The 12880-nt window shown below is 46.9% G+C and carries 13 protein-coding genes; all 13 read right to left on the bottom strand.

The features are described 5' to 3' along the window. Window positions 1-4: 4 nt before the first annotated feature. The 13 genes from DDY07_RS03115 to DDY07_RS03055 all read right to left on the bottom strand — a co-directional run bounded on the left by DDY07_RS03115 (window position 5) and on the right by DDY07_RS03055 (window position 12530). Window positions 5-1102: an AI-2E family transporter gene (locus tag DDY07_RS03115; RefSeq protein ID WP_171694767.1), complete on the bottom strand. Its 1098-nt coding sequence runs from the start codon at window positions 1100-1102 to the stop codon at window positions 5-7. 72 nt (window positions 1103-1174) lie between these two features. Next, window positions 1175-1474 carry an STAS domain-containing protein gene (locus DDY07_RS03110; RefSeq protein WP_033157434.1) on the bottom strand — a complete coding sequence of 100 codons (300 nt, stop codon included), beginning with the start codon at window positions 1472-1474 and terminating at the stop codon, window positions 1175-1177. 44 nt (window positions 1475-1518) lie between these two features. Next, the gene (locus DDY07_RS03105) at window positions 1519-2721 is read right to left on the bottom strand and encodes a methyl-accepting chemotaxis protein (protein WP_171694766.1); all 1203 of its coding nucleotides are present in this window, start codon (window positions 2719-2721) and stop codon (window positions 1519-1521) included. Window positions 2722-2725: 4 nt separating this feature from the next. Next, entirely contained in the window at window positions 2726-3787 is a 1062-nt protein-coding gene (locus DDY07_RS03100) for a chemotaxis response regulator protein-glutamate methylesterase (protein ID WP_033157432.1), read from the bottom strand. A gap of 9 nt (window positions 3788-3796) precedes the next feature. Then, on the bottom strand, window positions 3797-4435 hold the full coding sequence (gene cheD / locus DDY07_RS03095) for a chemoreceptor glutamine deamidase CheD (protein WP_033157431.1): 639 nt from the start codon (window positions 4433-4435) through the stop codon (window positions 3797-3799). Then, a complete protein-coding gene (locus DDY07_RS03090) occupies window positions 4432-5268 on the bottom strand; it encodes a protein-glutamate O-methyltransferase CheR (protein WP_171694765.1) in 837 nt (278 codons plus the stop codon). Before DDY07_RS03090 ends, cheD begins: the two co-directional genes overlap by 4 nt. A gap of 24 nt (window positions 5269-5292) precedes the next feature. Continuing rightward, window positions 5293-5802 carry a lipid asymmetry maintenance protein MlaB gene (locus DDY07_RS03085; protein WP_171694764.1) on the bottom strand — a complete coding sequence of 170 codons (510 nt, stop codon included), beginning with the start codon at window positions 5800-5802 and terminating at the stop codon, window positions 5293-5295. Next, on the bottom strand, window positions 5802-6563 hold the full coding sequence (locus DDY07_RS03080) for a ParA family protein (RefSeq protein WP_171694763.1): 762 nt from the start codon (window positions 6561-6563) through the stop codon (window positions 5802-5804). The genes DDY07_RS03085 and DDY07_RS03080 overlap by 1 nt, the downstream gene beginning before the upstream one ends. After that, on the bottom strand, window positions 6560-7066 hold the full coding sequence (locus DDY07_RS03075; protein ID WP_033157428.1) for a chemotaxis protein CheW: 507 nt from the start codon (window positions 7064-7066) through the stop codon (window positions 6560-6562). Before DDY07_RS03075 ends, DDY07_RS03080 begins: the two co-directional genes overlap by 4 nt. Window positions 7067-7111: 45 nt before the next feature. Then, window positions 7112-9457: a methyl-accepting chemotaxis protein gene (locus tag DDY07_RS03070; RefSeq protein WP_033157427.1), complete on the bottom strand. Its 2346-nt coding sequence runs from the start codon at window positions 9455-9457 to the stop codon at window positions 7112-7114. A 42-nt stretch (window positions 9458-9499) separates the two neighbouring features. Beyond that, window positions 9500-10015, bottom strand: a complete 516-nt coding sequence (locus tag DDY07_RS03065) for a chemotaxis protein CheW (RefSeq protein ID WP_101051607.1) — start codon at window positions 10013-10015, stop codon at window positions 9500-9502. 19 nt (window positions 10016-10034) lie between these two features. Beyond that, window positions 10035-12125, bottom strand: a complete 2091-nt coding sequence (locus DDY07_RS03060; RefSeq protein ID WP_171694762.1) for a chemotaxis protein CheA — start codon at window positions 12123-12125, stop codon at window positions 10035-10037. Window positions 12126-12164: 39 nt separating this feature from the next. Beyond that, window positions 12165-12530, bottom strand: coding sequence for a response regulator (locus DDY07_RS03055; protein WP_201799043.1), 366 nt, complete (start codon window positions 12528-12530; stop codon window positions 12165-12167). Window positions 12531-12880 lie beyond the last annotated feature (350 nt).

Raw genomic sequence — 12880 nt, 5'->3', positions numbered from 1 at the left:
GCCATCAAGCCGATGATTGACTGATCTCAGCCTTTGGCCACGCCATTAACACCGCTTTAACCAGCGTGGCCAAGGGTATCGCAAAAAACACCCCCCAAAATCCCCATAAGCCGCCAAAAAACAGGATGGCAACAATAATTGCAATAGGATGCAAATTCACGGCTTCAGAAAACAGCAGCGGCACCAATATGACACCATCCAGCGCCTGAATCACTGAATAGGCAATAAATACGTACATAAAATGATCACTGCCGCCCACGCCCCACTGCACATAAGCCACCGCCAATACCGGAAAAGTGACTAATGTCGCGCCGACATAAGGAATCACCACAGACAAGCCCATCAGTACCGCAAGCAACATCGCATAATTCAAACCCAACAACCAGAAGACTATGTAACTGACCGCCCACAGGATAAACACTTCGAGAAATTTGCCTCTAACGTAATTGGCTATTTGCCTATCGACTTCATGCCACACTCGCAGGCTAAGACTGGTATCCCTTGGCAGAAACTGTACAAACCAGCCCAATAAAACCTGTTTATCTTTCAGAAAGAAAAACACCATCAACGGCACCAAAAACAAGTAAATGATCACCGCCACCAATCCGACAAACGATTGGGCGGAGCCGGAGATCAAATCCTGACCATACTTGAGCAAGTCTTGCTGAATGGAGAACATGATTTCGCGAATCCGGACTTCCGAAATCAGTTCCGGATGGCGTTCAGGGAAGCGCATGATTTCGGCTTGGGTACTGGAAACAATCTCCGGTATGTGTTGCACCAGTTGCACGGTTTGCTCGGAGACTATCGGCACCAACACAAACAACACAAAACCCAGCACAGCCATAAACGCAAAGAATACGAGATGCACCGAAATCAAACGACCGAGTTGGCGCTGTTCGGCTTTAACCACCAGCCCTTCCAGTAGATACGCCAACACAATCGCTACAAAGACCGGCATCAGCAAATCCAGCAAGCCGTATATCAATAAAAAGCCGCCCAGCAAAACTATGGCTAGGGAAACAACTTGGGAATTGGGTAGAAATCGCTGGAAAAAATTTCTAATGAAATCGGAACTGGAAAAGTCAGTCTGCTGGTTCATGAGGTGTTGGCGGCTACGCAAACCGTTGTCGGTTTGATCGCGCCATTAGGTTATATAAAAAAGCGGGATTGCTCAGGATAGTGTAAATAATTTATCAAAATTAGCGATTTCCAAAATTTTTTTAACTTCGGTACGCGAATTTTTAATCCGTATTGCCGACTTATCACCCGCCATCTTATCTCGCAGAACTAACAGCATGCCAAGGGCTGAGCTATCTAAGTATTCGGTGCCGATCAAATCCACTTCTATCAACTTCACGCCACTTTCAACCAGCTTGGTGGCTTCGCGAAACTCGTTGTGCACGCCGAAATCGAACCGACCGCTTATTTTAATCGACAGCACTCCCGCATCAACACGTGCATCAATACCCATATTCTTTAACCTCACAAATTTTCATGTCATCTCTTACCTTTAGCCTAAAACAGATCCACATCGCCTTCCTCCATGGAAGATTGCGACACAATGTGCGATTTTCTGACTTGCCACTGTTGCTTCATGATTTTCAAGCGATCCGAGCCTTGCCGTAATTGGTCACGCCAATCAGTGTCGCCACCGGTTTTAAATACCCCCAAACCTATACTGACCTCGTCAGATAGCGAACCGAAATGTTCTAAATTGAATTGTAAATATTCAATCAATTGCCGGGCCATATCCTCAAATTGCAGACCTCTCACCGCATTACCCACATTGAACTCGATTTGATTGGTCAGTTGGGAAATTTCGCCGACGTTGTTGGAGATATTGGCATTAATGACGGCGATATCATCCATCATCTTGTCGATACTGGCTTTGGAACTAATCGCCACGTTCATGTCTTTGGAGGCCATTATTTCGATCATGGTTTGCGCTTCGCGGATATTATCCTTGGAGGCCTTCACCACGCGCTTAATTTCCTCGCTGAACTTATCGGAGTTTTTTGAAAGATTTCGCACTTCTCCCGCAACCACTGCAAAGCCTCGACCGGCTTCTCCCGCCCTGGCTGCTTCTATGGCGGCATTCAGCGCCAACAAATTGGTTTGATCGGCAATCTTCTGCACATCGCCCAATAGTTTCTCGACATGAGCCATATGGCCCCCAACATCATTGATGACCGCGACCATTTCCATGCTCTGCTTACTGATTTGCAGAATATGGTCGATAAAAAACTGCAGGACATCATCGGTTTCCTGAGCAAAACTCGTGAAATTGATACTGCTACGCCCTTTGTCGGTACTTCCTTCCAGATCAGCTACCAACGAATATACTATCGATGACTGCCCGGACGTCAGACTAGCCAAACTATTGAAGCTGTTGGACATCGTAGTCACCGCATCGGCAAGCATGGATTTGAGCTGTTCCAATTCCGCGCGAAAATAGGAGGCTTCTTGGTCGATACAATCTTTCAAATGCAGTAAATAGTCATCAATCGCGCGCACCAATTCGGCTTCGCTTAGACCCTTGCTGTTTGTCAAGGCTGACACTTGCGCACGTTGCGCACGAAATGCTTTGACCATCCACAACATGGTTGCGATGGGGGCGGCTAGCCAATAAACCAGCGCGTTGGACGAAAGCAACGGCAATAACAAAACTACCAGCGTGAATAAAACCAGAAGCGCGTTATCTTTTAGGAACTGCAACATATTTTCAATCCACCAAGGCCAGGATTTTTTCCGCTATTTTCCCCAAGGATAACACATGATGCGCGGCTCCCAGTTTGTAGGCCTCGCCGGGCATGCCCCAAACGATACTGGATGCTTCATCCTGCACTATGTTGACGGCCCCGGCCTCGCGCATCTCAAGCATGGCTCTGGCACCATCCGCCCCCATGCCCGTCAACATAACCCCAACCGCATTGCTACCCACATTCTCGGCAACTGATCGAAACAGGACATCCACGGAAGGCTTATGTCTGTTGACAGGTGGACCATCATCAAGGCGGCACGCATAACGAGCACCATCTCTCACAACCATTAAATGCTGATCACCTGGCGCTATATAAATATTTCCGGGCAATATCAGTTGCCCATCGCTAGCCACGCAAGCAGTCATCTCAGTGGCCTCGTTAACATGTTTGGCAAACGAAGCGCTGAAGGCGAGCGGCAAATGTTGGGTAATGACAATCGCCGGCGCCGTCCTAGGCAGGCTTTTTACCAGTTCCTTGACCGCTTCGGTGCCGCCCGTTGAAGAACCCAACGCCACAATTTTATGAGTCGTTTTGAAATGCTTTTTCATCGTACTGGCTGCATTCTCATTCACTGAATTAAGAGCTGGGACATTAACCCGATTGGTTTCCAAAGCTTTGACTTTTGCTTGAGCGGCCATCCTGATTTTACCGATAATCTCATCGGCATAGGCTCGTAAGCCATGGGAGACATCGATTTTTGGTTTTGCCACGAAATCAACCGCACCGAGCGCTAACGCATCAAGGGTCACTTCGGCGCCTTTTTCGGTCAACGTTGAAATCATGACCACCGGCATCGGTCGTAAACGCATCAAATTACGTAAAAATGTCAGACCATCCATACGCGGCATTTCTACATCCAGTGTTAATACGTCGGGATTCAAGGCCTTTATTTTTTCCCGGGCAATAATCGGATCACTGGCCGTGCCGACAACTTCAATATCGCCTGCCTCATTAAAAATTTGCGTCAACATTTGGCGAATTAATGCCGAGTCGTCAACAATCAATAGCTTAATTTTTGTCATCCTGGTTTCCTAAAATAGCTCTACGCTACCTTCAACCGGTGCGTCCTTGATACTGGAACTATATTGCTTCTCGCGCAGGAAGATAGTTTGGTTGTGTAAATCTTTAATTTTTTTCATTCTGACCCGTCCGGTATGCGGAAAGAAATTCACCTTACGCGGATAAATATCGCCCAAATCATGAGAAACCAGATTCAACGCTTCAGTGTCCACATAGTCCAAAACGAATTGAATGTTTCTGGCCCCCACATCACCCAGGGTAGCGATGATTTTGCCGCCGCCGAACAGCTTAACTTCCAGGTTTTTACGCTTACCGCCATTTTGCAAAATAGCGTTGATCAAATGTTCCATCGCGTAATTGCCATAGCGAGAGGCATTGCCAACGACAGCTTCGTCTCTGGCATTCAAGCGACTTTTACTGGTCTCCGGCAACATGAAATGATTCATACCCCCCACACCGGTCACCACATCCCTGATACAGGCTGCCACGCAAGAACCCAGCACAGTCGTAATCATTTCATCCTGTTTGGTGACGTAGTAATCACCGGGCATTAATTTTGCCGCCACTATTTGATTTTCTTGATCCCAATATCGATTGACGTTTTCGAAGCCGGCGATAAGCGGTCTATCCACATGTCGCACATGACTCACTTAATCGACTTCCTGTAGATGGTGTTACCTATCAAACTGAATCCGGTATCGAGCTGATGCAAGGATTCTGAATGTCCAATGAATAAATATGAACCCTCTTCCAATAAGCCGCAGTAACGATTCGCTAACATCGCCTTGGTTTCCCGATCAAAATAGATCAAAACATTTCGGCAAAAAATAAAATCAAAATACCCTTTCAAGGGCCACTCCTGCATCAAATTCAATTGTTTAAACTCTATCAATTCTTTCAATTCCGGTTTAACTCGCACCTTGTTCGCTTGTCCACCCACACCTTTTTGAAACCAGCGCTTAAGGCGTTGCTCGGCTATTCCTGTCACGCGATCAGCCATGTAAATACCGGCTGCTGCGGTGGCCAAAACATTCGTATCAAGATCGGTAGCCAGAATATTTATAGTCCAATCAGCCGGAACGCTTTCCTTCAAGGTCATCGCCAAAGAATAAGGCTCCTCACCTGTTGAGCAACCTGCGGACCACACTTTAATCTGTTTAGTCCCGGCATGTTTTTTAAGCAAGCCCGGTACAACCGTCTTGCTTAAATATTCAAAGTGGTGATTTTCGCGAAAAAAAGAAGTGAGGTTAGTGGTGACAGCATTAATAAATTCAGTAAACTCAGTATCCGGGTTGTTTTTCAAATAGTGACAATACTGTTTGAAGCTGGTAAAGCCCAGCATGCGGACCCGTTTCGACAACCTCGAATAAAACATATCGAATTTATCGTCCGGCACCAAGATTCCGGAATATTGGTTGGATATTTTCCTTAGAACGTCAAAATCTGCTTGGGTATATTCAAACTCGCGCGCTTTTTCTTTCATTTTTTATATTCGGGTAGTACCCCATCAAAAGAAGCCGGATGCAGCCTGATCAACTTCCAACATTTCGGCAATCCCCAACAACTCCGAGGCTTCAATAAACTTATCGGAAGGAAAATCGATAGAAACAGATTTCTGCAAGCCAATTGCGGTCTGCTTTAAAATCAATAACAGTTGCAGAGTGGCCGTATCTATCATCGTCACGCCGGAAGCGTCGATATCGATAGCCTCAAAATTGCTGAGCATCTGCGTTAAGCGCTGGTGGAGAGCCGCGACATTTTGAATATTCAGTACCGGATCCAATACCAAAACCGCTCGCTCACTTTGAGAGGCGTATGGATCAGAGCCGTCGGCCGGCACTTGATCCAAGTCTGTCTCAAGGTTTGACCCTGTTTCTGTCGAGCTCGCAAGTTCTGTCGAACTGTCCGCTTCCGCTTCACTAACTTGGGCTTTTTGTGAGTCGTGATTGAAATCTGATCGATGCATCCAGGCCAGAGGGTCGTAACCGATCAAACTATCTTCATTTTGTTCCGCCATTACATCATCCTCCCTTCTAAAAAGTCTTCGGCAAGTGCCATAAAATCTCGTGCGGAACGGCAGCCCGGGCGATATTCAAAAATGGTTTTACCAAAACTAGGGCACTCTGCGAGTAAAGCCGTTTCCCGAATGGTGGTCGCCAAAATTTGCCCAGGGAAGTATTTTTGTATGACACTCAATACCTCCTTTGACATGCGTCTGGCCGGAATATACCTGGACATGACCAGGGAAAATTTGTAGGGCCTTTTCGAAGCACTTTCAAATTTCCTGATGGTTCCCACCAAATGCGACAAGCCTTGCAATGCCAAATAATCACTGGTCATTGGCACCAATATTTCATCGGCGGCAAACAAGGCATTGGCTACCAATACCCCGGAAGAAGGGGGACAATCGATAAAGATAAAATCTTCATCGCGATTGCCGTCAAGCAAAGCTCTGCGAAGCAGATCGCCACGTCTGGCTCCACCATCCGTCAATTGCTCAATTTCCTGCAATCTTGGACCGGCAACCACCAAATTCAGATTCTTTCTAACCGGAATTGATTGCTCCGCGAGACTCGCCCCTTCCAACAAAACCTTATCAATCCCACTTGTTTGCGTATCTACGGAACCAAGCGAAACGGCCAAATGACTCTGTGGATCAAAGTCTATCACTGTAATTTTCTTACCGAGTTTAGCTAGAGCGTGGGTTAAATTGACCGAAGTGGTGGTTTTTCCTACCCCGCCTTTCTGGTTAAGGACCGCTACAATCCTCGCGCTCATTTACCCTCGGCAATAGCAGCAAGCCCGGCAATACCGACAAACTCTTCCGGATTTAAAAGCTTATCGACATCCAATAACATCACCATATTTTTCTTGCCGACGAACATGCCGCGCATATATTGAGTATTGATTTTCGACCCCAAATTCGGCGCTTCTTTTATATCGGACAGCTTAATATCCAACACGTCGGATACGGCATCAGCGACGATGCCCATCACCGAAGTACCGGAAGCAGTATTGACACTCATCACAATAACGACTGTCACCGGGGTATATTCCACTTTTTGCATCTGAAAACGTTCGCGCAGATCGACAATCGGCACTATGGAACCGCGCAAATTTAACGCACCTTTTACAAAATCAGGGGTATTGGGAATTTTTCTAATGGGCTCCCAGCCTCTAATTTCTTGGACTTTCAAAATTTCGATGCCATATGCCTCGCCTTCCAACTCGAAAGTCAGAAATTGCTCAACGTGCTGATTGGATTCTAAATCGGCTGTCATGGCGGCTATTCCCTATCTAATGGTTTGGTCAATCAAGCAACTCCGCTAAAAATCCTGCCACTCGTCGTCGGCTTGTGAGGTTTGCTTAAAACTACTCGGCTGACGAACCGCTGGCGATGATGCCATTCTATTGGCCTCTGCACGAACAACACTGGCACTATCGGCTTGATGAACGACTTTTTGCTGCCCGGATTTTTTTTCTGTTTTGAAAAACGCCAACATCTCGACCATATTCGTCGACAAGTCGCTCATTGAAACACTGGCGGCAGATGCTTCTTCGGCTAAGGCCGCGTTTTGTTGGGTGATTTCGTCCATTTGCGCAACAGCCTGATTCACCTGCCCTATACCCGCAGACTGCTCAATACTTGCATCGGCAATCTGGGCGACGATATCTCCCACCTTCTGCACACCTGCCACAATTTCGTTCAGCGCTTTACCGGTTTCGTTCACAAACTCGGTGCCTGCTCTGACTTTTTGCACACTGGTTTGAATCAGCTCTTTACTCTCCCTGGCTGCCGTGGCACTGCGTTGCGCCAGATTTCTCACCTCTGTGGCAACAACGGAAAAGCCTCTACCTTGCTCGCCTGCTCTGGCTGCTTCCACTGAGGCATTCAAAGCCAACAAATTGGTTTGGAAGGCAATTTCATCAATCACGCTGATGATGTCAGCGATTTTATTACTGCTCTCATTGATTTCCTGCATGGCGGAAACCGCCGCCTTGACGACATTCCCACCTTTTTCAGCCAATTCTCTGGCGTTATTGGCCACTGCGTTAGCTTGCTGAGCGTTATCGGCGTTATTTTTTACAGTACTGGTCAACTCTTCCATGCTGGCGGCAGTTTGCTGCAAATTCGCAGCCTGTTGCTCGGCGCGTTGTGATAGATTGTTATTACCGCTGGCAATTTCTTGGGACGAGTTGTTAATAAAATGAGCAGACTCGCTAACCTGACCGAAAATTTCGTTCAGTTTATCGATGGTGGTATTAATATCGTTCTTGCAGTTTAAATAAACCCCTTGGTAATCACTGGTGATTCGATTGGTCAAATCTCCAGAAGCCATACTTTGCATGGTACTGCCAACATCTCTGAATACATTTTCGATCACATCGGTCAGTTCGTTGATGCCTTCGCTGAGCGTTTCAAAAAAGCCTTGTTTGTCGGCCATCTCAATCCGGCTGGACAACTCACCCACTTTGACAGCTTCCACAATGCTGGCAATTTCCTGCTCGATTTTTACTTCATGCGTTCTATCCAACCACTCGACCACGATGCCGATACGCTCGTTTTCGTCGTTCTTAACCGGGTTGGCAACGATATTCATGTGTCTGCCGCCAATCACCAACGCAGAACTAAATGTGCTGGATAGGTTTGCCAACAGGCCTCGTTGGTGAGCTGGTTTTTTATGGAATTGATCGATGTTGGCGCCCATCAGTTTGCTGGCATTGAAGTCAGGCAATTGCTTGCGAATGTCCGCTTCCGCATTTTGAAACATATCGGCTACTGTCTTATTCATGTAGATGATGTCTAAATCGTTGTTAGCCACCATGACACAGGACTGCACGTTGTCGAGCGCCTGCTTGATGCGCATCGCTTCCGACGCTACCTGTTTGGAATAAGCCAAATCGGAATTCAATTTAACTTGCATGCCGTATAAGGCTCGATAGAAATCGCCGATCTCATCACCACGGTCCAAATCTATAGTATTCCGGAATTGCTCATCCGCCATCCGATAAGAAATACGTATCGAATTCTCTAAAGCCTTTACAACACTACGAATCACCGAATATCCCAATATTGAGGCAAATCCGGCCAAGCCCAAAAACAGGAACATCTCCGGGTATTTTTGTTCGATATAGTGATCGTAAATGGAATTGATCGTCGGCAACAAAAAGATCAGGTAGATAATCCCCACTTTTTTCCACAAGCCCAGTTCCAGTAATTTCTTGATGAGCGCATTAATCCCCGTCGGCCGTATTGTGGCTTTATTGGCATTTAGTTTTTCATACAAAGATTCGGCTTGTTGGATTTGTTCCCGGGATGGCGCGTAACGAACCGACAGGTATTCCTGTACTTTGCCATTCTTGAACACCGGCGTTACGTTTGCTTCTACCCAATAATAATCTCCGGTCTTGGTCCTATTTTTGACGGGTGCGGTCCACGGGCGCCCAGCCTTCAAACAATTCCATAAATCTTCAAATGCCGCCGGCGGCATGTCAGGATGACGAACCATATTATGATTCGCCCCCACAAGTTCATCCTTGCTAAAGCCGCTAATCTCAATAAAAGCGTCGTTTGCATAGGTAATAATGCCTTTTAAATTGGTGCGCGTGACCAAAATGGTGCCTGGCTTCATTAAGACTTCGCGATCAGTCACAGGGTGATTGAGTTTCATTGCATATCCTCCATTACAAGCCAGCCATAAACAGCTCTTTTTTTAACTTTCATCTTCACCATCCAGGCCATCAAGTTTTAATAATTTATCTACATCCAACAGCATCACCATTCGGCCATTTACTGAAACCAGGCCGTTGATAAATTCAGTACTGACTTTTGCACCAAAATTCGGCGCGCTTTGGATACTTTTTTTATTGACATCGACAACGTCTGAAACTGAATCCACCACGACCCCGATGATCCTGGTTTTATCGGCCATGTGCGCTTGCAAGACCACAACGACCGTCAAAGGCGAATAATCACTGTGTCCCAGTTGAAATCGCTCGCGTAAATCTATGATAGGCACTATCGCACCGCGCAGATTGACCACACCTTTTTCATAAGCCGGCACATTGGGAATTCGCGATACCGGCTCCCAACTGCGAATCTCCTGAACTCGCAGAATATCTACCCCATATTCTTCCTGGCCCAAGGTAAAGCTTAAAAACTGCAAACTAGTATCCAACCGCTTTGCATCTTGCTGGTCAGTGCTGCTGAGTTCGATTATTTCCGACATGACACGCTTTAGGTTAGGTTTATTGATTGGCTAAACGCACGAGACCGGGGATATCAAGAATCAGTGCCACCGAACCATCGCCCAGAATAGTTGCGCCGGATACCCCGTCAATCCGTCGATAATTCGCCTCGAGCGACTTGATTACCACTTGCTGCTGTCCAAGCAGATCATCCACGAACAATCCGCAACGCAACCCTTGCCCTTCGACAACCACAATTAAACCTTCGGTTAGCTTGGTGGTTTTCGCGGTGGGTACGTTAAAAATTTGATGCATTCTGATAATCGGCAGATATTGGCCGCGTAACAGGAAAGTTTCACCTTTGCCCGCTACTCGATTGAGCCTGTCTTCCTTGACGTGGAGTGACTCGATAATAGAACCCAAGGGTAATATGTAGGTTTCGTCGCCAACCGCAATCGACTGACCATCCAGGATAGCCAGAGTCAGCGGGAGATGAATGGAAATGGTGGACCCTTTGCCTAACTCGGAAAGGATTTCTATGTTGCCGCCCAAAGCCTGGATATTACGTCGCACCACATCCATCCCCACGCCGCGACCGGAAATATCGGTAAGCTTTTCGGCCGTAGAAAACCCCGGCATAAAAATCAGCTCGTATGTTTGCTTATCGCTTAAGATCGCATCGGGATCGATCAAACCTTTTTCAATGGCTTTGGCCCTTAATTTATCTTTGTCGAGGCCTTTACCATCGTCAGTCACTTCAATCACGATGTTCCCGCCGCGATGATAAGCTTCCAGGGTAACCGTACCCGTCTCGGGTTTGCCGGCCGCGAGCCTGACATCGGGCATTTCAATGCCATGATCCAAGCTGTTTCTGACTAAGTGAACCAAGGGATCACTGAGCAGTTCGACGACTGTCTTATCCACTTCGGTGTGTTCACCCACCAATTTAAGTTCGATTTTTTTACCTAGTTTGCTGCTGATATCATGCGCCAGCCGTGGGAAACGGCTAAACACGAAACTGATAGGCAGCATGCGAATGTTCATCACGCTTTCCTGCAGTTCGCGGGTATGCCGCTCTAGCTGAGAAAGTCCGTTTTTCAATTGATCAAGTTTATTCAGTTCGAAATGTTCGCCTAATAAGCTGAGCATGGATTGCGTAATGACCAACTCCCCTACCATGTTAATCAAGGTATCGATTTTGCTGGTATCCACGCGAATGGAACTTGAACCTTTCGGTGCGGCTTTTGCTTCCTCTTTTTTGCCGTTTTTACGCTCCAGCGTATTCGACTCAGATTCTCCGGTACTTGCAAACTCAGGGCTGATGTCTCTATGAACGCTGTTTGTAACGGGCGTTATAGCGATGTCTACTGAGACCTGGGCTTGCGCAGAACCTGTGGACGTTTTGTAGATCGGTTGTTTAGCCAAATCGCAATCGTCCTCGACCCAATCGAAAATCTCGTCAATTTCCGCCTCCGGAATATCGCCCAAAACACGCAATTTCCAGGACAAATGACACTCTTCCGGATCCAAATCGTCAAGATCGGGTACACCTTGTAAATCAACGTTTGTCGTCAATTGGCCCAGGGCTGCCAACTCCCTGAACATCCGTACCGGTTCGTTACCGGTCTTCAACAAATGTAAATGCGGGCTGAAGGCTATCACCCAGCCGGCGATTTGTTCAGCTTCTTCAGCCGGCAAATCCGCAGCACTTTTTGAAGCCGAAGTGTCTGGAGCGTGTCTCCCTGCAGGGGAACTGGGCACTGTATTATTTAGCTCGTTATCCAATGCTAATTTATGCTCAGCGACATCAGACTGATCCACTTCACTACCGTTTTGTATCGATTGCAGCATATCTCTCAGACAATCGACTGACCCCAACAACACATCAACCGCCGGTTGCGTGATCTTTCTGCGGCCGTCGCGCATTTCATCAAGCAAGGTCTCCATGACATGGGTGAAGTCGGAAACAGCGGTAAAACCGAAAGTTCCGCTACCGCCTTTGATCGAATGCGCGGCGCGGAAAATGGTGTTGATGTCTTCGACGTTAACATCCCCCAAATCAAGGTTGAGCAATCCCGATTCCATCGCGTCAAGTCCTTCGAAACTCTCTTCGAAAAAAACCTGATGAAATTGCGCCATATCGATTGACATAGAATTACCCGGTGCTGATGTCTCTGAAGAGGCGGATACTTAGCCCATCACTTTTTTGATCGTTTTCAAGAGTTGGTCGGGATTGAATGGCTTCACTATCCAGCCCGTTGCACCGGCATCTTTGCCCTGCTGCTTTTTATCCGCTCCCGCTTCAGTGGTCAGCATCAACATCGGCGTAAACTTGTAGTTTGGTAAAGCGCGTAAGTCTCTAATCAACTCAATTCCGTCCTTGTTTGGCATATTGACATCGGTAACGACGCAGTCAAAAGCTTGCGCTTTCGCTTTATTCAAGGCATCCGCTCCATCAACCGCTTCTACCACGTTATAGCCAGCGCCTTTTAAGGTAAACGCCACCATCTGCCTCATTGATGCGGAATCGTCTACAGCAAGAATTGTTGCCACAATTTTCTCCTCAAAATTTATCGAACATAATTTAAAACTGTTAAATCAGCACAAACTGCGATTGCCAGTTCAGCTGATTAGCATTTTACATTGCTCAGATTGTAGCTAAGCTCAGCTAAGATTGTAGTTAGAGAAAGCTGATCTTGCCGAAAAACACTCATTTTAAAAATCTAAGACGCTTCGTTGCAGGGACCGCCATTTTGGCGAAAATCTGTAAACACTCACATTGCGATTGTGGTTTAACTCGCATAACTTTGTTGAATCCTGTGCTATCTTCAAACTCGATTTTGACGAGCCAACGCTTCCCTATTCCCAGAGTAGAAATGCACTTTTCATAGGCCGGAGCGGCAAAT

The sequence above is a fragment of the Methylomonas sp. ZR1 genome (assembly GCF_013141865.1).
GTDB lineage: Bacteria > Pseudomonadota > Gammaproteobacteria > Methylococcales > Methylomonadaceae > Methylomonas.
The sequence above is the reverse complement of the archived record's forward strand: the minus strand, read 5'-3'. Positions and strand labels throughout refer to the sequence as shown.